This window comes from Aliiroseovarius sp. F20344 (genome assembly GCF_023016155.1).
Lineage (GTDB): Bacteria > Pseudomonadota > Alphaproteobacteria > Rhodobacterales > Rhodobacteraceae > Aliiroseovarius.
Genome location: NZ_JALKBG010000008.1, coordinates 548,433 through 570,264 on the forward strand (window position 1 = coordinate 548,433; position 21,832 = coordinate 570,264).

General features: G+C 55.1%; 22 protein-coding genes and 1 tRNA gene. 6 read left to right on the plus strand and 17 right to left on the minus strand.

Going from position 1 to position 21,832, the window contains the following annotated elements; translation table 11 throughout:
* Positions 1-101: 101 nt before the first annotated feature.
* The 7 genes from rimI to MWU55_RS11670 all read right to left on the minus strand — a co-directional run bounded on the left by rimI (position 102) and on the right by MWU55_RS11670 (position 4,228).
* Complete coding sequence (gene rimI / locus MWU55_RS11640) at positions 102-524, minus strand: ribosomal protein S18-alanine N-acetyltransferase (RefSeq protein ID WP_246936344.1); 423 nt, start codon at positions 522-524, stop codon at positions 102-104.
* A 6-nt stretch (positions 525-530) separates the two neighbouring features.
* Positions 531-1,139 (minus strand): tRNA (adenosine(37)-N6)-threonylcarbamoyltransferase complex dimerization subunit type 1 TsaB, encoded by a 609-nt coding sequence (gene tsaB / locus MWU55_RS11645; RefSeq protein WP_246936345.1) that lies wholly within the window; start codon positions 1,137-1,139, stop codon positions 531-533.
* On the minus strand, positions 1,129-1,692 hold the full coding sequence (locus MWU55_RS11650; RefSeq protein WP_246936346.1) for a NifU family protein: 564 nt from the start codon (positions 1,690-1,692) through the stop codon (positions 1,129-1,131). Before MWU55_RS11650 ends, tsaB begins: the two co-directional genes overlap by 11 nt.
* A 50-nt stretch (positions 1,693-1,742) precedes the next feature.
* Entirely contained in the window at positions 1,743-2,174 is a 432-nt protein-coding gene (locus MWU55_RS11655; protein ID WP_246936347.1) for a hypothetical protein, read from the minus strand.
* Positions 2,171-2,626: a universal stress protein gene (locus MWU55_RS11660; RefSeq protein ID WP_246936348.1), complete on the minus strand. Its 456-nt coding sequence runs from the start codon at positions 2,624-2,626 to the stop codon at positions 2,171-2,173. Before MWU55_RS11660 ends, MWU55_RS11655 begins: the two co-directional genes overlap by 4 nt.
* Positions 2,627-2,693: 67 nt before the next feature.
* Entirely contained in the window at positions 2,694-3,566 is an 873-nt protein-coding gene (locus tag MWU55_RS11665) for a branched-chain amino acid aminotransferase (RefSeq protein WP_246936349.1), read from the minus strand.
* A gap of 227 nt (positions 3,567-3,793) precedes the next feature.
* Positions 3,794-4,228 carry a DUF1489 domain-containing protein gene (locus tag MWU55_RS11670; RefSeq protein WP_246936350.1) on the minus strand — a complete coding sequence of 145 codons (435 nt, stop codon included), beginning with the start codon at positions 4,226-4,228 and terminating at the stop codon, positions 3,794-3,796.
* 153 nt (positions 4,229-4,381) lie between these two features.
* On the opposite strand from MWU55_RS11670, the gene MWU55_RS11675 reads away from it, so the two are divergent.
* The 6 genes from MWU55_RS11675 to MWU55_RS11700 all read left to right on the plus strand — a co-directional run bounded on the left by MWU55_RS11675 (position 4,382) and on the right by MWU55_RS11700 (position 11,078).
* Positions 4,382-4,481 (plus strand) — tRNA-OTHER (locus MWU55_RS11675).
* A gap of 45 nt (positions 4,482-4,526) precedes the next feature.
* Positions 4,527-6,782, plus strand: coding sequence for an adenosylcobalamin-dependent ribonucleoside-diphosphate reductase (locus tag MWU55_RS11680; protein WP_246936351.1), 2,256 nt, complete (start codon positions 4,527-4,529; stop codon positions 6,780-6,782).
* Positions 6,783-7,091: 309 nt separating this feature from the next.
* Entirely contained in the window at positions 7,092-8,048 is a 957-nt protein-coding gene (locus MWU55_RS11685) for a sulfotransferase (RefSeq protein ID WP_246936352.1), read from the plus strand.
* Positions 8,049-8,135: 87 nt separating this feature from the next.
* Positions 8,136-9,062 (plus strand): thiamine pyrophosphate-dependent dehydrogenase E1 component subunit alpha, encoded by a 927-nt coding sequence (locus MWU55_RS11690; RefSeq protein WP_246936353.1) that lies wholly within the window; start codon positions 8,136-8,138, stop codon positions 9,060-9,062.
* The gene (locus tag MWU55_RS11695; protein ID WP_246936354.1) at positions 9,050-9,979 is read left to right on the plus strand and encodes a transketolase C-terminal domain-containing protein; all 930 of its coding nucleotides are present in this window, start codon (positions 9,050-9,052) and stop codon (positions 9,977-9,979) included. Before MWU55_RS11690 ends, MWU55_RS11695 begins: the two co-directional genes overlap by 13 nt.
* 10 nt (positions 9,980-9,989) lie before the next feature.
* A complete protein-coding gene (locus MWU55_RS11700; protein WP_246936355.1) occupies positions 9,990-11,078 on the plus strand; it encodes a biotin/lipoyl-containing protein in 1,089 nt (362 codons plus the stop codon).
* Here MWU55_RS11700 and MWU55_RS11705 read toward each other — a convergent pair.
* The 10 genes from MWU55_RS11705 to MWU55_RS11750 all read right to left on the minus strand — a co-directional run bounded on the left by MWU55_RS11705 (position 11,075) and on the right by MWU55_RS11750 (position 21,829).
* Positions 11,075-12,148, minus strand: coding sequence for a glycosyltransferase family 4 protein (locus tag MWU55_RS11705; protein ID WP_246936356.1), 1,074 nt, complete (start codon positions 12,146-12,148; stop codon positions 11,075-11,077). The two genes, MWU55_RS11700 and MWU55_RS11705, sit on opposite strands and share 4 nt — an antisense overlap.
* A gap of 3 nt (positions 12,149-12,151) precedes the next feature.
* Complete coding sequence (locus tag MWU55_RS11710) at positions 12,152-13,159, minus strand: glycosyltransferase family 2 protein (protein ID WP_246936357.1); 1,008 nt, start codon at positions 13,157-13,159, stop codon at positions 12,152-12,154.
* A complete protein-coding gene (locus MWU55_RS11715; RefSeq protein WP_246936358.1) occupies positions 13,156-14,124 on the minus strand; it encodes an NAD(P)-dependent oxidoreductase in 969 nt (322 codons plus the stop codon). The genes MWU55_RS11710 and MWU55_RS11715 overlap by 4 nt, the downstream gene beginning before the upstream one ends.
* Positions 14,121-15,224 (minus strand): acyltransferase, encoded by a 1,104-nt coding sequence (locus tag MWU55_RS11720; protein WP_246936359.1) that lies wholly within the window; start codon positions 15,222-15,224, stop codon positions 14,121-14,123. Before MWU55_RS11720 ends, MWU55_RS11715 begins: the two co-directional genes overlap by 4 nt.
* Positions 15,221-16,426, minus strand: a complete 1,206-nt coding sequence (locus MWU55_RS11725; protein ID WP_246936360.1) for a DegT/DnrJ/EryC1/StrS family aminotransferase — start codon at positions 16,424-16,426, stop codon at positions 15,221-15,223. Before MWU55_RS11725 ends, MWU55_RS11720 begins: the two co-directional genes overlap by 4 nt.
* Before the next feature lie 22 nt (positions 16,427-16,448).
* The gene (gene rfbG / locus MWU55_RS11730; protein WP_246936361.1) at positions 16,449-17,585 is read right to left on the minus strand and encodes a CDP-glucose 4,6-dehydratase; all 1,137 of its coding nucleotides are present in this window, start codon (positions 17,583-17,585) and stop codon (positions 16,449-16,451) included.
* Positions 17,586-17,593: 8 nt separating this feature from the next.
* A complete protein-coding gene (rfbF, locus tag MWU55_RS11735) occupies positions 17,594-18,400 on the minus strand; it encodes a glucose-1-phosphate cytidylyltransferase (protein WP_246936362.1) in 807 nt (268 codons plus the stop codon).
* 116 nt (positions 18,401-18,516) lie between these two features.
* Complete coding sequence (locus tag MWU55_RS11740) at positions 18,517-20,166, minus strand: glycosyltransferase family 39 protein (protein WP_246936363.1); 1,650 nt, start codon at positions 20,164-20,166, stop codon at positions 18,517-18,519.
* Positions 20,163-20,603: a GtrA family protein gene (locus tag MWU55_RS11745; RefSeq protein ID WP_246936364.1), complete on the minus strand. Its 441-nt coding sequence runs from the start codon at positions 20,601-20,603 to the stop codon at positions 20,163-20,165. Before MWU55_RS11745 ends, MWU55_RS11740 begins: the two co-directional genes overlap by 4 nt.
* Positions 20,600-21,829, minus strand: coding sequence for a glycosyltransferase family 4 protein (locus MWU55_RS11750; protein ID WP_246936365.1), 1,230 nt, complete (start codon positions 21,827-21,829; stop codon positions 20,600-20,602). Before MWU55_RS11750 ends, MWU55_RS11745 begins: the two co-directional genes overlap by 4 nt.
* Between the last annotated feature and the right edge of the window lie 3 nt (positions 21,830-21,832).

The window sequence follows — 21,832 nt, forward strand, 5'->3', positions numbered from 1 at the left end:
CTGCAAAGGATCATCCGGGATTTTACAACAAGGGCAAGAGGTGATCACAACTTTTGTTCGCCGCAGTGCCGCAATTTCTGGGGAATTTCAGGTGGTTCACGCTAGGTAATGTGCTTTTCCATCAAGATGGCATCGCAAGATGACCCATCATCGCGCGCGTAATAATTAGGGCGTTTGCCGCATATCGCCCAGCCAGAGTTCTTATAAAGCGCTATTGCCGCGTGATTGTCTGTCGCCACCTCAAGGAAGGCGCGTGTGGCACCACGTTCGGCGGCAGTCCGCTCGAATTCCAGCAACAGGGCGGTTCCTTGCCCGTGTCCTTGGGCGCTGGGCAGAACTGCAATCGTCAAAAGCTCTGCTTCATCAACAACCACCCGCCCCATCGCAAACCCATCAGGGCGTACAGTTACGTATACGTGAGGGGAGTCCAGCAGCTGCGCGATTTCCTCGGCGTTCCAGCCGCGAGATGTTTCAAACGCGGCGTTATGGATGGCAGACAGCTTTTGGGCAGATGTGTTGGACATAGCGGATCAGGGCAAGATAACCGGGGCGGGATCGCGTGGAGGCGCAGCATCGGCAGCGCGGATATAAAGCGGGGCAGGGCGCTCAATTGGCGCTTCAGAACTTAGCCGCTCTGCTGCGATCCGGGCGATCGCAAGGGCAGGGTTCTGATCCGAAACAGGTCCAACACGTTCCCCTTCTAATGACTGCGCATATTCGGCCGAAATCAGCTCGGGCGCTGATGCCGGACCCATTTCGAACAGTTGTGCATACAGATGATCGCGCCGCGCATCGACCAAAGACCAAACCGGGCGCGGGGCGTTGTCCACTTGCGCCTCAAGCGACGACACGCCAATCGCGGGGATGCCGAGCGATAAGGCAAGTCCGCGTGCGGCAGAAACCGAAATACGAATGCCCGTGAAGTTGCCGGGGCCAATGCCAACGCCAATGGCTGAAAGGTCAGCCCAGCTCACTCCAGCTTCGGCAAGAACCTCTTCCAACAAGGGAAACAGGCGTTCAGCCTGTCCTTTGGCCATGTTTTCTATGCGCTCCACCACAATCTTGTCGCCACATAGCAAAGCGGCCGCGCAGTGCGCGGCCGATGTGTCAAATGCCAGAATAAGTGGATCAGGCTGCAACAGGGCGTACCTCGACCACTTCGGGAATGTAGTGCTTCAGCAAGTTCTCGATCCCCATTTTCAAGGTCAGGGTCGACGACGGGCAGCCCGCGCAGGCGCCTTGCATGTGCAGATAAACGATGCCGCGATCAAAGCCGTGGAAGGTGATGTCGCCACCATCTTGTGCAACGGCCGGACGGACACGCGTATCCAGCAGCTCTTTGATCTGTTCAACGATCTCGCCATCCTCACCGTCATGTTCCGCATGACCTGAGGCCGCAGTGGCTTCACCTGCCATGATCGGCTGACCGGATTGGAAATGCTCCATGATCGCGCCCAGAATGGCTGGTTTGATATGGTCCCAGTCAACAGCGTCATCTTTGGTGACCGTCACGAAGTCAGCACCAAAGAATACACCCGTTACGCCGTTCACTTTGAACACGCGTTCGGCCAAAGGCGATGCAGCTGCGGCATCGGCAGTTGGGAAATCAGCAGTCCCTGCGCCAAGAACGTCCTGACCAGGCAGGAACTTCAATGTCGCGGGGTTCGGAGTGGATTCGGTCTGAATGAACATGGGGCACACCTTTTTTGTCAGGTTTGATATGGGCCTCGCGCGGTCAGGTGTCAACCATCTCGGGCTACCTTCACATTGATACGCCAGAGCGCAAATCCGCACGCCAGCGCCAACACCATCCCCAAAAGGCCTGCTTGAAGAGCATAGTCTGGTATCGCGAAAGCGGTGTCCCAGATATCGGCACAATCAAGCGCGGCGAGCCATAAGCCGAAGACGGAAAGCCCTAGGCAGACTAAAAGTACAAGTAGTTCCATACGAGTATATGACTTTTTCATGCGCATGAGGCGGATGACTATGGGGATAATTAGCGTGATGAACATCACCACCACCGCGTCATCGTCGCCACCACTGCTTTTCAAATCACGGCAAAGGAATTCCCCACCGGTGGCGTGAAACCCATGAGAAAGCGTATCAAACAACAGGCCGACAACCGAAATGGTCGCAAGCGAAGATAGATAAAGCAGGTTTAAAACCGTCTTCACGTGATCGCTTCAAGACGTTCCTTGGTCATTGTGCCCGGCACAATGGTGATCGGGATCGGCAGATCGGCGGCCGCGCGCGTCATTTGCGTTACCAGCGGACCTGGCCCGGATTTTCCTTCGCCTGCGCCCAGTACCAGCACACCCACATCGGGGTTCTCGCGGACATGGGCCAGAATTTCCGGCACGGCCTCGCCTTCACGAATAACCAACTCAGGCTCAACATCCTGACGATCGCGCATCCACTTGGCGAATACCTCGTAGTGCACGGTGATCCGCTCACGCTCTTCTTCGCGCATCAATTCGCCGACGCCAATCCAGTGGTTGAATTCCTCGGGGGGAATGATCGACAAAACGGTTACACCGCCGCCGGTATGGGCCGCGCGCATGGCCGCGAAACGCATGGCGTTCAGGCATTCGCGGCTGTCATCCAAAATTACGAGAAACTTGCGCATACGTGTCCTCCGAAACGCGACCACTCTGCCCGAGGGGCAGGTGAGTGTCTATCGTTTTCGATCATGGTCAGTTCTGCGCGGCGTCGGAAAGCGCCCAATCCCAATACATCTCGCGCACGTTCCGGGTGATTGGCCCAGCGTTATAACGTGTGTCCTCAAACGCGCTGACCGCGGTGATCTTGGACATATTGCCGGTCACGAACACCTCGTCGGCCTGACGAAAATCGTCATAACCCATGACGGTTTCGTGCACGGTGTACCCATTGGCACGCATGTTCTTGATATGGCGCGCGCGGGTGATGCCAGCCAGGAAGCATCCATTTGCGATCGGGGTGAAGACCTCTCCATCCCGAACCGTGAAGACGTTTGTGGTGGCCGTTTCAGCGACATTGCCAAGCGCATCCGTGACCAAAGCATTGTCAAAGCCCTTGGAGTGAGCCTCAAGAAGAATGCGCGCATTGTTAGGATAAAGGCAGCCAGCTTTGGCGTTCACCACAGCACTGTCGAGGGTCGGACGGCGGAAGCGTGTGGTCGTCAGGGTGGTCGAAGCCGCCGCGGGTGTCATTGGGATTTCTTCCAAGCAGACCGCGAAACCTGTCGCGCCCTCTTTTGGGGCAACCCCCATATGGCCCCCATCCAAGGCCCAGTACATTGGGCGAATATAAACGGCTGCGTCCTTGGGGAACATTGCCAGCCCTTCTTTGACGATCTCGACCATCTTCTGTGTTGAAACGGTTGGCGTAATCATCAGCGCTTCGGCGGATCGATTGGTTCGGGCGCAGTGAGAATCTAGATCCGGGTGTACGCCTTCAAAGAAACGCGCACCGTCAAAGACATTGGTGCCCAGCCATGATCCATGATCGGCCGCTTTCATCACAGCCACATCTTCATTGTGCCAGCTGCCATTGAAATAGGTGCGGATATTTGTGCCAAGTACCATGATGATCTCCCAAATTTGATTGGAAGTTACCAGCGAAGTCAGGTGGTTCCAAGGGCGACAAAAGAAAGCGCCCTGACGGCTGGGGAAGCTGTCAGAGCGCAAATGCGTGCAATAGGATCAGACGGGCACGCGACTGTGCCTTGATGCATGTCCGGGCGGGCATCCGGGATGCGTGAATCAGGCACGGTCACAGTCTGACGGTTGGATGAAAAAGTTCTATGACAGATCTAGCGAATACCGATATCGGCCAGTGCTGATGCCAATTCAGCGGGCAAGGGGTCCTTGTCAGAGGTGTCCGCACCAATCAGATCGCGTGGAGCGTCATCTGCGGACAGATATCGCCAGCCTTGGAATGCACGCCTTGGTTGGCTTTCTGTGCGTATAACCGTGTGATCCAGCACCAAGCCACAACGCCGGATCCCGTCGTCTCCGATCACTTCTTCAAGACGCAAAATACGTTGACGGGCAAGGATCAGGCCTTTGAAGACCCAATAAAGTGATCCACCTGCCAGCAGCTCGGATTCGCGTTTTGGCCACATCCGCGTTACATGGCGCGGGTTGGGCAAACCGGTCTGCCCCATGCGCATATTTTGCCACGCCGTAAGATCTTCGACCTTTTCGGCGCCAACGCAGAGTTTTACCAGATTTACGTGTGTGGTCATTGGGGTCTACTAAATGTTGTGGTGCAAGTGTCGATTTTAGTGCGTTTTGGTACGAGTTGGCTGATTTGGCAATTGACCGTGCATCTATCGGGGCTTAGTTTGTAACTCCCATCAGATGGCAAGTTGTTCTTTGCTCATCTGATGGGAAATCATTGCGACGTAGCTCAACTGGATAGAGCACCCCGCGCGTTAGGTCTGGCGACACTAACTGTCTAAAGCGGGGAGGTTGCGGGTTCAAGTCCCGTCGTCGCACTCAATTTATCGTCGCCTGAACAAATGACACATAGGAATTGCTTGCATGAGCCGCTTTGCTGCCCCCATCGCCGAACAGATCTGGGATATGAAATACCGTTTGAAACAAGCGGATGGGACCCCCGAAGATCAAACGGTCGAGGATACGTGGCGACGTGTCGCGCGTGCCCTTTCGGCGTCAGAGACCGAGCAAGAGCAGCGATTCTACGAAGCCCTTGAAGATTTCAAATATCTGCCCGCAGGCCGCATCACCGCAGGCGCGGGCACAGGGCGCTCGGTCACCTTGTTCAACTGTTTTGTAATGGGCACCATCCCGGACAGCATGGGCGGCATTTTCGACATGCTGAAAGAAGCCGCGTTAACCATGCAGCAAGGTGGTGGGATCGGCTATGACTTCTCAACTATTCGCCCGCGTGGTGCGGATGTGATGGGCGTTGCGGCAGATGCATCTGGCCCGCTGTCTTTCATGGATGTCTGGGACGCAATGTGCCGCACCATCATGTCCGCAGGCTCGCGCCGCGGGGCGATGATGGCGACCATGCGTTGCGACCACCCGGACATTCAGGACTTCATCACCGCGAAATCTGATGCCGCCCGACTGCGCATGTTCAACATGTCGGTACTTGTCACCGATGATTTCATGTCCGCTGTAAAGGAAGACGGCAGCTGGGATCTGAAGTTTGGCGACACGATCTATCATACGGTCGAGGCCCGTGATCTTTGGAATAAGATCATGAAGGCGACCTATGATTACGCAGAGCCGGGCGTGATTTTCATTGATCGCATCAATCAGATGAACAATCTGAACTACTGCGAAACCATCGCGGCAACAAACCCGTGCGGCGAACAGCCCTTGCCGCCCTATGGCGCCTGTCTGCTGGGGTCGATCAACCTTGCCAAACTGGTCACCGACCCGTTTGAGGATGCGGCCAAGCTTGATGGCGATGCTCTGACCGAATTGGTCGCCACTGCCGTGCGCATGATGGACAACGTGGTCGATGAAAGCCGTTTCCCGCTGGAAGCTCAGGCGCAGGAAGCCCAAGCCAAACGCCGCATCGGTCTTGGTGTCACCGGACTGGCGGACGCGCTTTTGATGTTGGGTCTGCGGTACGGATCGGACGAGGCCGCGGCCCAGACCGAGGCGTGGATGAAGCAGATCGCACGCGCGTCTTATTTGGCGTCGGTCGAGCTGGCCAAGGAAAAGGGTCCGTTCCCGCTGTTTGACGCCGAAAAATTCCTCGCTTCGGGCTCGCTTCAGCACATGGATGATGACGTGCGCGAGGCGATCCGCGAACATGGCATCCGGAATGCGCTTCTGACCTCGATCGCGCCAACAGGCACCATCAGCCTCTATGCGGGCAACGTGTCCTCGGGCATCGAGCCGGTCTTCGCCTATGCGTACACGCGCAAAGTTCTGCAAAAAGACGGCACACGCACTGAAGAAGAGGTTGTGGATTACGCCGTGCAGCTATGGCGTGACAAATTCGGCGACAAAGAGCTGCCGGACTATTTCGTCAACGCACAAACATTGGCCCCGCTGGAGCACGTGAAGATGCAGGCAGCGGCCCAGAAATGGATCGACAGCTCGATTTCGAAAACCATCAACTGCCCCGAAGACATCAGCTTTGATGACTTCAAGGACGTCTACATGGAAGCATGGGAAACCGGCTGCAAAGGCTGCACCACGTATCGCCCCAATGACGTGACCGGATCGGTTCTGTCTGTGTCCGAGGAAAGCGAGAAAGCCCCCGAGGCTGATAGCGGTGCGGATGTAGTCTATATCTCAGAGCCATTGGACCGCCCGCAGTCTTTGGAGGGACATACCTACAAGGTGAAATGGCCTGACAGCGAGCACGCGATTTACATCACCGTGAACGACTTGATCATGAACGGCCATCGCCGCCCGTTTGAGGTTTTCATCAACTCCAAGAACATGGAGCATTTCGCCTGGACCGTTGCGCTCACCCGTATGATTTCGGCCGTGTTCCGGCGCGGGGGCGATGTGAGCTTTGTTGTGGAAGAACTGAAAGCCGTGTTCGACCCGCGCGGTGGTGCTTGGATGGATGGGAAATACATCCCCTCGATCTTGGCCGCGATCGGCTCTGTCATCGAACGCCACATGATCGCAACAGGGTTCCTTGAAGGCGAGGGCATGGGCCTGAAGTCTGACCCACAGGCCGAGGTTGTCAACCTGGGCGAACCGCCCCGTGGCAAAGCGTGCCCAAGCTGCGGACAGTTCGACATGCGCATGATCGAAGGGTGCATGACCTGCGCGTCATGTGGCCATTCAAAGTGCGGTTGAATAAAGCTTTTTGAGTTGATCAAACGGCTCCTGTCGCACGTTAGGCGGGAGCCGCAAGAGGCTGCAAACGCAAGTGATTCTTGCTTTGTGGGTTCGCACGGTCAGAGAAACAGTTTATTCCACCTTCGGCGAACTGGTTTAGATTGCTTTTTGCTGTCGGAATGTGGTGAATCCCCAGCAAATATCGTCAGCTGTCATATTTTTGACCGGAATCTGATTTTACGTTTTGTTTTACGCTGTTGTTGGTGGATGTTGAGCGGACTCAACGCCGCAAATTATTTTAATAACGATGAGAAGCAGTTTTAGTTTATGACCCAATCCACGCCGACTTTCATCCATATCGGGATACACAAGACCGGCTCATCCACTCTGCAGCAAAAATTCCGTACGCACCCGTCGATGTACTATGTCGAGCGGGCAGACGTACGCAATGCTTTCATTGGCCACTTGCTGGATTTTAACGAAGCACCATTTCAGGCCGAAACCGAACGCGCAACTGAGCAAGGTAAGGCTTTGGTCATGTCGCACGAGCGCCTGACAGGCTATCCCGCATCCGGCGGGTTTGATCGAGAAATCATCGCGGCCCGTTTGGCCAAAGCTTTTCCGGATGCGAAGATACTTGTCTTGTTCCGAGAGCAGTCCCGGTGGATCAAAAGCTTTTATCAACAATATGTGGCAGATGGAGGTGGATTGACGCTGAAAGAGTTTCTGACCAATCCGCAGCCTCAGATCTATAAACTGCCCGCGTTTGAGCTGGACTATCTGAACTATCACAAGCTTGTTTCTTTGTATCACAACAATTTTGGCGCGGAAAACGTCCTGGCCTTGCCTTACGAGCTTATGGTGCAAGACTTTGATTCATTTACAACGCGGTTGAATGCGTTCTTTGGATTTGATTTGCAGCTCGAAAACGAAGTGACAAATCGGTCGCGTCCGTTGATGCCGCTTCTGTTTATGCGTTTCGTGAATGGCACAATTGGCAATACACAGCTTTCACCCGGAGGCTTTGTGCCACTGGGGTACTTGAAATTGGCCACCAAGCTTTTGGGCAAAATTCCTGGCGCACGATCAATGGACAAACGAATTTCGACACGGTTTGATCGTCTGATTGAAGAAAAGATTGAAGGCTATTACGATGAAAGCAACGGGGATCTGGAAGCTCTGATCGGCATGGATTTGAAGCCGTTCGGGTATTTCCCTGATACGATTGAGGCACAGATGCAAAAGGACAGCAGCCCGATGCTGGGCGAAACGTCAATCATTTGAAGACGAAGCTCCGGCCACATGATTTCTCGGGCCGCGAGGGGGTAAATTGGGGTAAGGATGGGCCGTGCCTTTGGGGCGGAGATTGAGATGAACGAAATTTTACAAAATATTGATGCCGAGGTACTGGGCGCGGAATTGCCGCGCACAGATCGGTTTTACCGACAGCTTGTCCTGATCCGTCGGTTCGAACAAAAGCTGTTGGAGCTTTTCACCAACAATTTGCTCGCCGGAACAACGCATACGTCAATGGGACAAGAAGCGAATGCCGTGGCGATTATGGAAGCGCTTGAGCTGGACAAAGACATGGTTTGGTCCAACCACCGCTGTCACGGGCATTTCCTGTCTTATTGTGGACAAAGCTATCGCCTGTTTGCCGAAATCTTGGGGCGCCGCACGGGCGCTTGTGGCGGGCGTGGTGGTTCGCAACACCTACACTGGCGCAACTTCTATTCGTCGGGCATTCAAGGGGGCTTTGCTGCAGCGGCCGTGGGTGCCGCATTGGCCGAGAAGGACAAAGGTGCGATCAGCTGTATCTTTATGGGCGACGGTACCATGGGCGAGGGGGCCGTCTACGAGGCGTTGAACTTCGCGTCGCTTCTGTCAGCACCTGTCTTGTTTGTGGTCGAGGACAACGGAATTGCGCAAACCACCCCAAAGGAACTGGGCGTGGCCGGGTCGATCACAGATCGTGCGAAGGCGTTTGGGATCGATTGCCATCATATTGCCAGCACCGATGCGGATGACATTTATAAAGGTGTTGCACCGATTGTAGATCAGATCCGATCAAGCGGGCGGCCCGCGTGGTTACATCTGGAAACGGTCCGCCTTGGCCCGCATTCCAAAGGCGATGATACGCGGGATGAAACCTACGTTGCCGAATTGCAAAAACGTGACCCGCTAGTGCTTTATCGGGATCGGGTTTCTGACCCGGACGCGTTGGAGCAATGGTGTGATGACCACATCGCCGAGGTACTTGAAGTAGCTTTGAAGGATGAAGTTGCATGCGCGTCGTAGAAGAGCTGCGGGACAGCCTGTTTTCAATCATGCAACGTGATCCTAAGACGATTGTCTTGGGGGAAGATCTATTGGATCCGTATGGCGGGGCCTTCAAGGTCACGCAGGGATTGTCGGACGCCTATCCAGACAATGTGATCACGACTCCGATTTCAGAGGCCGGCCTTGTCGGAGTCGGACTTGGTATGGCCTTGCGCGGACGCACAGTTCTGGCTGAGATCATGTTTGGCGATTTTCTGACCCTGACCACAGATCAATTGGTCAACCATGCCGCCAAGGTAAAATGGATGTTCAACGACGCTGTGGATGCAAGCCTTGTGGTGCGCACGCCTATGGGCGGCGGACGCGGTTATGGGCCGACGCATTCGCAAAGCATCGAAAAGCATTTTTGCGGTGTGCCGGGGCTGACCGTCATGGCCGTAAACCAATTTCAAAGCCCCGGTGAGCTTCTGAAACAGGCAGCGGGACTTGGCAGCCCGGTTTTGTTCATTGAGAACAAGATCATGTATTCGAAACTGGTCGAGCCTGATCGCCTTGTCAGCTACGACCGGCCTGATGCGGTCATTCTGACCTATGGCGGCGTGACCGAGTTTTGCGTGCAGTCAGCCGAACGGCTGTTGGAGGATGAAGAGATCACGGTCGAAGTGGTACCAGTGCAACACTTGTCGCCAATGCCAGGCGATCTTATCCGCGCGGCGGCTTCGAAATCGGATCGTGTTTTCACGGTCGAGGAAGGATCGGAAAGCTGGGGTTTTGGGGCCGCAGTGGCCGAGGAAATTCTGTCAGCGGGTATAGCCCCGCGTCATTTCCAATCCATTGCTGCCGATCCGACCGCAATCCCAAGTGCGCGCAATTGGGAATTGGAAATCCTACCCAGCGTCGACAAAATCGAACGCGCAGTTTTGGCTTCGTTCTAAAGGAAAAATCATGGCACTTATCGACATCATGACCCCTCGGGTAAATGCAAATGAAGACGAGGTTTTGGTTGCCGAGCTGAACGTTGCAGTCGGCGATCAGGTCGAAGAGGGGGATCTTCTGATCTCGGCCGAGACGACGAAAGCCTCGGTTGATATTGAAGCCACGCATGCTGGAACGGTCGCCAAGATCAACGCCAAAAAAGGCCGGATGATCGCAAGCGGCAGTGTGATTTTGGTGATCGACACTTGCGGCGATGACGCAGCAGCGGGTGATGAGGCCGGCGGGGCTGACGCTGGCAGCGCCGAGGTTAAGGTGACCACCAAAGCACGCATGCGGGCGGAAGAACTTGGCGTGGATCTGGATACAGTTCAGCCTAAAGCTGGCCGTATTGGCGTGTCCGAAGTCGAAGCGGCGGCACGCAAAGGCTCGGGTGACGGACCGGCTGTCACTGCGATGCAAGCCGTCTTGGTCGGCGGCGGTGGTCATGGTGCGACGATTGGTGAAATCGCTGTGGCGTGTGGTTGGGACTTGGTTGGCGCAGTTGATGGTAAACTGCCAAAAGGAACACAGGTCATTTCCGGGGTTCAGGTGATCGATACCGATGATGCGTTGCAGTCACTTTATGACAGCGGAGTGCGCGTTGCGTTTGTGGGTATTGGCGGCGCGACCTCGTCCGAGACGCGCAAGGCGGTCTATGAAAAGCTGTACGCCATTGGTTTTATCATGCCGCCATTGGTCCACCCGACGGCTCATTTCGGTGCGGATGTGAAACTAGGGCCGGCAAGCTATGTGTTGCCAAACGCCATGGTTGGTCCACGGTGCCGGATTGGGGCAAATGTGATTGTGAATTCGTCCAGCACGGTGGCTCATGATTGCGTAGTTGGGGATCATGCCCATTTGACACCCGCAGCGATCCTTGCTGGTAATGTTGGCATTGGTGAGGGCAGTGTTGTTGGAATGGGGGCATCGGTGCTCTTTGGCGTTTCCGTTGGGCAGGGTTGCCTGATCCACAACAATGTTTCCGTCCTGATGGACGTTCCTGACTTTACCGAATTGTCATTGGAACACGCCCCGAAACGCAGGGACCTTGAAGTCTAGCTTTCCTTTGTCGCCCGCGCGATGACTTGGTCCCAGTCCTGTAGAATTTGGCTAGGGGCCAACCGGTCGCGGTTGATCGCGGCCGCGTCCGCCATATGCGTGCGCAAGTCGCGATCCTTCAGCAATCGAATGATGTTATCCGCCAAAGCTTCGCTGTCATCGACAGGAACGAGCAATCCGTTTTCGCCTTCGGAGATGATCTCGCGCGGGCCGAAATCACAATCGGTGGACACCACGGGCAGGCCGTTGACGGTGGCTTCTGCCAGTACATTGGGGAAGCCCTCAAACCGCGAGGGCATGACCAGCACATCCGCGTCGGATAGCCACGAACCGGGTGTCGGGCTCGCCCCTGGCAGGGCGACGTGATCGGTCAGGGAAAGAGATGAGCGCAGCTCTTCCAAATGCGCGCGCTCCGGCCCTTCGCCGTGGATGGTCAGTTTTGCCTCTGGAACCGCTTGGATGATTTGGACCATTGCGTGCAAAAGAACGTCAAAGCCCTTTTGCTTGTCCAAACGTCCGACTGCAACCATTCGGTTCTTCACAGAATTCGGAGCGGCTTTGTGAGTCTCGTGCGGGGCGCATGGGTTCGGAATCACTACAGATGTGCCCTGTACCGAAGAGGGCAAGTCTGCACGCGCCCGTTCCGTTTGCATCACGGCGCAGGCTGCACGGCGCACCAACAGGTTCTGTGCGTGCCGCCAGACTGGATGGGCATTCTGGGCACGTGGATTGTTGCGTTCTGAAATCACAACCGGGGTGCCGGTTCCAATGGCAGCGGCAAGGCTGAGGACATTCACTTTTGTCAAGAAGGACAGAACCACATCAGGGCGTTCGCGTCGGATAGCTTGCCGGATCATTTTTAACCGCGCAAAAGGGGATCCGCTTTTCGCCCCATCTGGTACAAGAAGCTGAACGTCTTCGGGGTAGGGGAAATAGGACCCGCTTTCGGGCATGTCAAAACCCATGACGGTCACATCATTCCCAAGTTGTGCGCGATAGGCGGCGATCATGGCGACAACCTTTTCAGCGCCGCCTGCGCCGAATCCGCCCTGTATCATTAGGATTTTCACGTATTACTCCGCCGCGTCGGGCGCCTTTGTTTTATCCCCGGCGACACTATGGGGGTTCTCTGTCTCAGATAAACCGTCTGGCGCATTCAATTGGGCTTCGATCAGTGGTTGGTGCAGGTTCTTAGACTGGATGAATATGCGTCCAATGTATTCCCCCAAAATACCAAGAAACATCGCGTTCAAAGTCATGGAAAGCAAGAGCAATACTGTTGTGGTCGCAAAACCTGCGGGCCAATCCTGGCCGAAAACCAGCTTGGCGATGATGTAGAACATCATCAGAAGGAAAGTCCCCAGCCCAACCAACAAGCTAATGTAGGATGCCAGGCGTAGCGGCAAAAGCGAATGGTTGATCAACCCGTCAATGGCCAGCGATAGCATGGCGCGAAATGGAAACTTCGTTTCGCCCTCAAGCCGCGCTTGCCGGTCATATTCAAATCCGATCTGGCTGAACCCCATGCCGCTGATCAACCCACGAACATAGGGGGATCGGTCATCCACGCGCTTCAACTCGTCCAGAATGCGCCTGTCAGTTAGGCGAAACTCTCCGGCATTGCGTGGAAGGTTGTCTTCGCTGATCCGGTCGATCAAAGCATAGAAAAACCTGCGCGCGAAGGCAGTAATACGTCCATCAGGCAAGCTGCGACGGACCCCGTAGACGACTTGATGACCTTGTTTCCATAGGTCCAGCATATGTGGAATCAGCTCGGGCGGGTCTTGCAGGTCACAATCCAGCTGGATCGCACAAGCCCCCCGTGCTGCACGATACCCGGTTAGCACAGACGCTTGATAGCCCACGTTCTTGGAAAACCGGATCACCCGGACGTTTGGGTCGTTCTGGGCGATCTCCGAGAGGATCAGAAAGGTGTCATCATCTGAATGATTGTCGGTGAAAATGATTTCCGGTTCATATCCGTCAAGATCCTCAAATACGGTCAGCACACGGTCATAGGCGCGTCTTACATTGGCCTCTTCGTTCAAGGCTGGGATCAGAATTGAAATTAGCGTTGTCATGCGCTCCTCCTGCCATAGGGGGACAAGCCTTCCTGCTCTTCCATCGCTTTGATCATAAGGGTCAGACCAGCGTTCAAATCAAGGGATGGACGCCAGCCAGTCAGGTCAAAAACCTTGTCCGAGATCAGGCAAAGCTCATGGCCAGTTTCCGGGTCTTGCGGGTGAAGATGCAAAAGATCCTCTGAGGCACCGGTAAGTTCTAAAACCATCTGTGCCAGTTCGCGCATGCTGGGTGCGGTGGCTGACCCAAGGTTCAAAACGGGTGGCAAATCCCCTTCAACCCGGCCAAGCCCGATCAGCGCCTGAACCATATCTGAAACATGCACCAGATCGCGGCGGTCTTCGGGGCGTCGCACATCAAAGTTCTCTCCGGAAAGGCATGCTTCCACCATTGACGGAACTATGAAATCTCCGCCCTGATCCGGGCCATAGGTCAACGCCAAACGTGCTGTGGTAGTAGCGAAACGCAAATGAGGACGGGCTGCATTCAGATAATGGGTGCCTGACAGCATGGAGGCTGCGTATGCATTTGTCGGCTGGGCGTGAGATCCTTCGTCATGCGGGGCGGGCGCACGGCCATATTCGGCAATCGTGCCTGCACGAATGAATGCTTTGGGCGGCGTTTGCAACGCGTCAGCGGCCCGGATCATCGTAAGAAGCGGCGCGACATTTGCTTCATGTGCGGTCTTTAGATCCCGAAGTGGGTCCGAAGAGGTAAACCGCGTCTGCGCGCTAAGGTGATAAATCACATCAGGAACGATTTGCTGCATCTGCCGGGTCAGCCCTACCAGATCCTGTGAATCGACCCAGTAAACCCCAATCTGTGAAGCGATATCCTGCAGGCGTGCAGTGGAAGAACCCGGTCGCGACAGAACCGCGACCTCGTCCCCATTTGCGAGTAAAGCGCGGGCAAGATGCGACCCGATAAAGCCAGTGCCGCCGGATATCAAAACCCGGCGTTTCATACGCTCAGATCCTTTTGCAAAGCTTTGTCACGGCCTCGCCAGTTGCGGAACATTGTGACGGGCAGCTTTTCAAACAGAAGATAGGAAACATGTGAGGCAGCGATCGCCGCCACAAAGGTCACCAGGCCAAAGATTGTTACACTCAGCCATGCATTCTCGGAAAACAGACCAAGCTTCTGAAAGACCACTCGCATCGGCATGTAGATATAGGGATGTGCCAGATACAGGCTATAGCTGATTGTACCCAGGTATTGCGCCCAGCGGGCTGATAGAAGTCGCGCGGTGACGCTATCTTTTTCAACGGCGAAAAGGAAGTACAGGAAAGTCAGAGCCATGCAAATCAGCGTGATTGGTTCGCGTAGCTCGCCCGCACGAAAGTCGAAATGCGCCCGTGAAGCGGCGTAACCCAGCGACAGCGCGGCAATAACTTCCAGCACGGGACGCATAGGAAGCTTTTGCACGAAGCGGCGTCCATACAGAATGAAGACAAGTATCCCGGCTACAAAATAAAGGGATTTCGGAAAGACAACCAAGAATGCCAATGACGCCAGAGCCATGATCAGTTGCAGTCCACGCATCTTTTGAGAGATCGCAAAAGCCCCAAGACCTGCAAGACAATAGAACATCATTTCGTAGGTTAGGCTCCAAGCATTGGGGGTCAGCTGTTCCGTCCCGGCCAAAAGGTTCGTGAAGGTCAACGCATACAGGATTGTAGGCAGATCGTTCAGCTTGGGCTGTAGGTTCATCGCGGCATTTCCGGCGATAAAAATCAATGTAAAGACCAGAAAAAGCGGGTAGATCCGCAAGATCCGACGGATTGCAAAATCTCTCGGCGCATATCGAAATGCGCTGGGCAAAATGACGAAACCAGAAATGGCAAAGAACAGGTACACAAAGAACGTCCCGAAGTTCCAAAGCGGTTCAGACACAGCCAGATAGGCAGCATTGTCAGCATAGATATGTTCCGCCGTGCCTCCGACAATATGCGCAAACAGCACCATCGCAGCGGCCACGCCCCGCAGCCCGTGAATGCCTGTGTTGTGACCGCCTTCGTAAGGCAACCAAGCTGGCAATTGATGAGGGGCGCGCAGACCGGTCATTGGGCAGCAACCCCCTGATGTGAACGGGCAAACCCAGTGAAGATTTCATGCATGTAATCCACATGGGCCTGTGTCAGCCCATGATGAAGGGCGAGAAGGATGCCACCTTTCATAACATCATCTGAAACAGGATAGCCCGCTGGGTCGGTGGTGCAGGTCACGTCTTTCATGGCAGGCTGCCGCAAGATGTTGCCAGTAAATACGGGGCGAGTCTGGATTTCTGCCTTTTCCAGATGGATCTGTAGCTCGCGCCGGCTAAAAGGCGCGTCTTCGCGAAGGGTAAGCGGATAGGCCAGCCAGCCGGTGCGGCTGTTGGGCAACTGGTTGGGCAGGATGAACCAATCTTCGTAGTCCTTGAAGAAGGCGTTATGCGCGTCGAAATTCTTTTCACGCTCGCGGATATTGTGCTCGAGCTTGTCCAATTGGACCAGCCCAAAGGCGGCGCTGATCTCGGACGGTTCAACGTTATAGCCCAGATCTTCGAACAGAAACTTCGCGTCATAATCGATCCCGTCCACTTGAACGCCAAACCGGTTCTCGATGGTTTCGCTTTCGACGAAAAGTGACGATGTACGCCCCCAAGACCGAAGCAGAAAAGCTTTCCGGGCAAGTTCGTCATCATTCACACACAGCATGCCGCCATTGCCGGCGCCATTGATCACGTGTGACCCATAAAAACTGGTGGTGGAGACATCCGAATACTTGCCGGTGCTTTCCGAGCCGATCGTTGCCCCCAATGTGTCTGCACTGTCTTCGATCACCTTCAACCCATGTGCATCAGCCAGTTCGCGAATACGCACCCAGTCGGGCAGGTTGCCAATCAAAGATGGGATCATCACGGCCGATGTGTTTGACGTGATCATCCGCTCGATTGCGTCCACGTCGATATTGTACGTGCCGGGTGCCGCGTCGACAAATGCCGGGATCAGCCCTTGCCGAACAAGTGGCGCAACGGTTGTGGCAAAGGTTAGGGCGGGGGTGATGACTTCGCTTCCCTTGGGAAGGTCAAGGATTTCGACCGCCAAATAGTTGGCCGATGATCCAGAGTTCACCATGATCCCATGTGACTTAGCGAAAAGCCCAGCGACGCGTTCTTGCATCTTGCGCACGCGTGGCCCCATTTGGGTCGAGGTTTTCAACACCTCTACAACAGCATCAATCTCTTCCTGACCGTGTACGGTTTGTCCGTAATTCACTCGCATGTTGGTCTCCTTCTGGGGCGCGTTATTGGGCGGCCACCGGTGTGTTGTTTTGGGTTCCCCCAGACATCAGTGCGCCATATTGCGCGATTTGAGTCAGGGTGAAGTCTTTCATGTTTTCTTGTGCGGTGTCGGCGCGATACCAGTCGACTGTCATTTGAACGGCCTGAGCAAGGCTCAGCTGAGGTCGCCAACCCAGCCGGGTTTGTGCCTTGGTGCTGTCCAACCGCAAAATGCCAGCCTCGTGGAGCGTTCCCGCACCTGAAGTCGAGGAGGCCGGAAATTCGAAGCGAGGTCCACCTACCCCCCAATAGTCTTGCATAAGCTTGGCAAGCGCGCCGACATTTACTGTGCCCGAGACATCGGGCCCGAAGTTCCAAGGCTCGGCATAGGAGGCACCATCAGAAACCAGGCGCGCAGCCAACGCCAGATATCCCGACAGCGGCTCTAATACATGTTGCCATGGCCGGATGCTGTGCGGGTTGCGAATTTTGACGAGGTGATCCGCAGCAACGGCACGCACGATATCAGGGATCAGTCGGTCTTCACCCCAATCGCCGCCGCCAAACACGTTGCCTGCCCGCACCGTGGCCAATTGCGGGCCATCCGGAGCGTTAAAGAACGATCTGCGATAGGACTGTGCGACCAGCTCGGTCGCACCCTTCGAGGCGCTGTAGGGATCCGATCCACCCATCGGGTCATTTTCACGATACCCCCAATCCCATTCGTTGTTCTCATAGCACTTGTCGCTTGTCACTACGACCACGGCTTTTAACGAGGGCATGTCGCGCGCCAAATCCAGCACATGTGCGGTGCCGGAAACGTTGGTGGCGAATGTTTCTGCCGGATTGGCGTAGGATCGGCGCACAAAAGGCTGTGCTGCCATATGAATGACAACATCCGCATCAATATCGCCAGCCTGAGAGAGCAAGGTGCCACGATCCCGAATGTCGATCAGGCGACTGTCTACGTCGCCTTTCAGCCCCGTCACGTCATACAGGTTTGGACCTAGTTCCGGCGCAAGGGCAATACCCGTCACGCGCGCACCAAGCTGCATCAGCCAATGACTGATCCAGCCCCCCTTAAAGCCTGTATGGCCGGTGACCAGAACGTGGCGGTCTTTGAATGCGCCGCCGAAATCAGATGAAACAGCGCCCGACATCAGGAGCCTCAAATCGCAAGGGCTGTGACGTCAGACGGCAGCTCTTCGTTAAAACGCATCCAAGGGGGTGTTTCCTCTTCGCAAAGATCGTTCAACGTGTTGCGATCGCGGATTGTGTCCATCGGATGCCAGAAGCCCTCATGCTTGTAGGCCATGAGTTCACAGTCCTGAGCCATCTGGGTCAAAGGTGATTGTTCCAAGGGCTCCATGTCATCAACGAAATAGTCCATGACTTCAGGCTCAAACACAAAGTAACCGCCATTGATCCACGTATCGCGGCGGCGGACCTTTTCGGTGAAGGCTTCGACGCGATCACCTGCCAGCTCAATGTTGCCAAAGCGGGCAGGGGGCTGAACAGCCGTGACAGTCGCCAGCTTGCCATGTGATTTGTGAAATTCGATCAGCGCGTTTATGTCGATATTTCCAAGCCCGTCAGAGTAGGTGACCATGAATGGACCGGGTTTCAGCCATTCTTTCAGGCGGCGAATACGGCCGCTGGTCATAGTCTTGGGCCCCGTATCAACAACGGACACGTTCCAACCGCCGGGTGCAGCCGGTACAAGGTCCATCTTGCCACTGTCAACGGCCACGGTGATGTTGTTGGCAATCAGGTGGTAGTTGGCAAAATATTGCTTCAGGGACAGGGATTTATATCCCGCAGCCACGATGAAATCATTGTGCCCGAAATGGCTATAAATATCCATGACGCGCGTGATGATCGGGCGTCCCCCAACTTCGACCATTGGTTTTGGAATGGCCACGGTTTCTTCTGCCAAACGCGAGCCTAGGCCGCCCGCTAAAAGAATTGTCTGCATGGTTCGTTTCCCCCTTTAAAAGTGAAGTGAACGCGAGTTCTTTCTGTCCCAGAAAGAGCCACCCTTGGGACGTGATACTGAAAAATGTATTGGTTGAAATGGTTGCGTGATGGGGGTCATTGAATACTCTCCCCGGGTTGAAGATAAACACGGCCTTCGCCATAGCGATTGTTCAGGCCATCGACGGACACCTTACGGTATCCCTTTGAGATCGCATAGCGCAGCAAAGGTTCCTCTAAGGTAGGTTCATACCCCAATAGAAACGCGGCTGGCGGTTCTTTGTCAAAGACTGATGTGATCTCATCCGCGCCGGCCATCACGTAATGCTTGGCCAGTTCTGGATCGGTATATGGGGCAATGCGATAGGCGAATTGACCCGTAGCAAGTTCGGGATAAACATCCAGACCTGCCTCTAATGGATAGATTGGCAAGAAGGTTGCAACCTTGCCGTTTACGATACCCCGGTCAGACATGACCGCTTCCAAAGCGCGACCACCCGAGTTCATGCGATGCGGGGTCGAGCTGCCGGCCCCAAGGGTTGTACGCAAATCTGGGCCAAGCCAGGGCAGAGCAGTCAAGACGCATAACAAGGCGGCCGCTGCAAGCACCGGGCGCGACTGTTGCTGCACTGCTTTTGGAACGCGGTTCAGCATCAGGGCTGCCAAAATAGGTAGCAAAATCAATGGTGCCACGTAGTACTGAGAAAAGCCGGGGGTTGGTAGAAAACTCATCAATGCTGTTGTCAGCAACGTGCCAAGCACAACCACAACCGGGCCAAGGGATGGTTGGTTTTCCGGTGTCTCCAATGCGTTCTCTGAAAACGCCATCCACCCAAAGCAAAGGATCACGAAGCCGGTGATCAAGGGGACGCCCTCAAGCCAGATGCCGTAAGCCAATTGTGCTTTGCTGCCCAATCCCAGGGCCAAATCTGGTTCCGTTAGGCGGTTCGCCTCCCAATAGGCAACATGTGGCCCGGTGTGGAATTTGACGATATGGGCCAGGAAAAGCTGTGGGTCCGTGAACAGCAATATGAAAAGCGGAACAGCACCCAGCATTCCACCTAGCAGGATGGGCAGTGCAACGCGCCGGATACGCTGTGCGAAGGGTAGGGCGGCGGGCAGCAGAAATGCGGCGATTGCAACAGGGGGAATGAACGCAACAGCGCTTACTTTCATTCCAGTCGCGATGGACAGGCACAGGCCCGATGCAAACAGTCGCGCCCAGCGAAATTTATTCTCTTGCAGCTCAATTAAGAATAACCCCAAGCCCGCGAGGGCAAAGGGCAGTTGCAAAAGGTTGTTCGACGCGGCCATGCCCGGTTCGTTCATCAGGGGGTGGCAGGTCAGGGTCGCAACGGCTGCGAAGACAGCCATGCGGGTGGAGCCGGACAGGCGCAATGTGATCCAGCTCGTAATCCCTGCCAAAAAGAGCCACGCCGCGAATATCCCCATTCGGGCCGAGAACAACAGGCCTCCTGCTCCGAAAATCAGGTTAAATCCGCGGAAATACCACGCGGAATATGGGACATGATTGTAAAAAACATCTTGATAAAGCTGAAGATCACCCAAAAAGCGTGCTGGTGGGACGAACATCATTTCATCCCGACGCAACCCATATCCCATCAGCCGCCCATAAACGGCTGCCAGCAAAACAACAAAACCGATGGTCAGGGCGGTCTGCCCCATGCGGCGGGCCACGGGATCGTCAATCGTGTTCGAACTCTGTGATGCAGATGGATCAGATTTGTAATGCTCTGTTAGGCTCATGAAGCCCCCTTTTCACCATCAGGCGAATTAGAGGGACTTCCGCGCAAAGCAGCCGACACAAGTTTGAACGACAGAAGGACCGTAGGAACAAGCGCAATGGCTTGCGCCAGATAAGCCCCGGCGCCCAATGTCATCAGAATTTTCAAAGCCGCGGCATTGAACAAGTAGACCGCCACATAAGCCAAAACATAGTACGGGAAACGGCTATAGCCCCGCGTTCCGAACACAAAACGCCCATGTGTCATATGATTGAACACGACGCCAATCGCGAATTGCAGGGCCAGCGCCAGCTGCGGATGCGCACCAATAAAAACAAATGCCGCATAGATCGTATACCCGAACGCCGTGTTCACCAGACCTGCCAGTAGAAACCTCAGGAAGCGATTGTTTTGCTCTGAAGGATTGCTAGAAGTCAGAGATGCGGCGGCACGGGTCACGAGGCCAACTCGGAATAGGCAAGACCTTTTGGAAGACCCGCGTCAGGGTCAAGAGGCTCGACCCCCATGTTTTGCATCAGGATCGAGTTGACCAAGTGTACATCATATTTCCGGCACGCATGTTCGCGCGCAGCCTTGCCCATGGTTACGGCAAGGGAAGGGTCTTCGATGAATTTTTTCATCGTCTGCGCAAGGGCGTCCGCGTCCCCTTGAGGAAATACCATGCCAGACACGCCGTCTTGGGTGGCTTCGCCACAACCGGGGGCGTCTGTGGTGATAACAGCGCGTCCACTGGACATGGCCTCAAGGATCGATCGCGGGACGCCCTCACGCAGCTCGGTCGGCAAGACAAACACACTGCATTTGGCGAGATACGGACGTACGTCACGTGTCTCGCCCAACCAATTGACCAGCCCGCTTGCCTGCCATTCAGCAAAAAGGTCGGGGTCAATGGCATCAGGGTTGCTGTCTGCCGGTCCCAAAATATCGATGTCACATTCATGCCCTTGGGCACGAAGAATTTCGGCAGCCTTGCCAAGGGTTAAAAGCCCCTTGCTGCGCAAAAGCCGCCCGACAAAAAGGAATCTTACGCGTCCTTCGGGAACAGGGGATGCCGTATAGCGCTTCGTATCGACCCCCGACCCGGGCACGTCGTGCAATGCGACATGATCCGGGATCAGGTGGAACCGGCGAATATCGCGGCGATCTGCCGAGTTATAGCAAAACGCGCCATGAATGCGGCGAAGCGCAATACGGTGCAGTAGAATCGACAGGTCGCGCACACGCTTGCGGCGGCCTGTTGGGTTCTCTTCCATGAAACTATATCCAAGTCCCGTGAAAAGCGCATAGCGATGCGGGACACCAGCGATCTGAGCCGCGAGGCTGCCATAGATGTTGGGTTTCATCGTGTAGGAAATCACCAGTTCAGGTTTTTCTTTTCTGAAGAAATGGACCAACGCCCAGAGCGTTTTCAGGTCGCGAACTGGATTGGTACCTGTGCGATCCATTGGAATCGGGCAGGGCCGCACACCATTGTCGCGCAAAGTTTGTGCGGTTTCGTCGTCAATATCCGCAGCCGTGGCCAGAACGTCGTAACCGTTCTGAGCCAGCCTGCGGATCAGATCGAGCCGAAAGTTTACCAGTGACCAACCCAAGCTGCCAAGAACGACGGCTTTTCTGGGGGCACCCCCCCTGATCTGTTCGTTCGATTTCGATGAACGCGACATGCT

Bases quoted from the DNA above. Each gene is read 5' to 3' on its own strand.
- rimI (WP_246936344.1), bottom strand. From the start codon at position 524: ATGTCCAACACATCTGCCCAAAAGCTGTCTGCCATCCATAACGCCGCG.
- MWU55_RS11650 (WP_246936346.1), bottom strand. From the start codon at position 1,692: ATGTTCATTCAGACCGAATCCACTCCGAACCCCGCGACATTGAAGTTC.
- MWU55_RS11660 (WP_246936348.1), bottom strand. From the start codon at position 2,626: ATGCGCAAGTTTCTCGTAATTTTGGATGACAGCCGCGAATGCCTGAAC.
- MWU55_RS11665 (WP_246936349.1), bottom strand. From the start codon at position 3,566: ATGGTACTTGGCACAAATATCCGCACCTATTTCAATGGCAGCTGGCAC.
- MWU55_RS11670 (WP_246936350.1), bottom strand. From the start codon at position 4,228: ATGACCACACACGTAAATCTGGTAAAACTCTGCGTTGGCGCCGAAAAG.
- MWU55_RS11680 (WP_246936351.1), top strand. From the start codon at position 4,527: ATGAGCCGCTTTGCTGCCCCCATCGCCGAACAGATCTGGGATATGAAA.
- MWU55_RS11685 (WP_246936352.1), top strand. From the start codon at position 7,092: ATGACCCAATCCACGCCGACTTTCATCCATATCGGGATACACAAGACC.
- MWU55_RS11690 (WP_246936353.1), top strand. From the start codon at position 8,136: ATGAACGAAATTTTACAAAATATTGATGCCGAGGTACTGGGCGCGGAA.
- MWU55_RS11695 (WP_246936354.1), top strand. From the start codon at position 9,050: ATGCGCGTCGTAGAAGAGCTGCGGGACAGCCTGTTTTCAATCATGCAA.
- MWU55_RS11700 (WP_246936355.1), top strand. From the start codon at position 9,990: ATGGCACTTATCGACATCATGACCCCTCGGGTAAATGCAAATGAAGAC.
- MWU55_RS11710 (WP_246936357.1), bottom strand. From the start codon at position 13,159: ATGACAACGCTAATTTCAATTCTGATCCCAGCCTTGAACGAAGAGGCC.
- MWU55_RS11715 (WP_246936358.1), bottom strand. From the start codon at position 14,124: ATGAAACGCCGGGTTTTGATATCCGGCGGCACTGGCTTTATCGGGTCG.
- MWU55_RS11720 (WP_246936359.1), bottom strand. From the start codon at position 15,224: ATGACCGGTCTGCGCGCCCCTCATCAATTGCCAGCTTGGTTGCCTTAC.
- MWU55_RS11725 (WP_246936360.1), bottom strand. From the start codon at position 16,426: ATGCGAGTGAATTACGGACAAACCGTACACGGTCAGGAAGAGATTGAT.
- rfbG (WP_246936361.1), bottom strand. From the start codon at position 17,585: ATGTCGGGCGCTGTTTCATCTGATTTCGGCGGCGCATTCAAAGACCGC.
- rfbF (WP_246936362.1), bottom strand. From the start codon at position 18,400: ATGCAGACAATTCTTTTAGCGGGCGGCCTAGGCTCGCGTTTGGCAGAA.
- MWU55_RS11740 (WP_246936363.1), bottom strand. From the start codon at position 20,166: ATGAGCCTAACAGAGCATTACAAATCTGATCCATCTGCATCACAGAGT.
- MWU55_RS11750 (WP_246936365.1), bottom strand. From the start codon at position 21,829: ATGTCGCGTTCATCGAAATCGAACGAACAGATCAGGGGGGGTGCCCCC.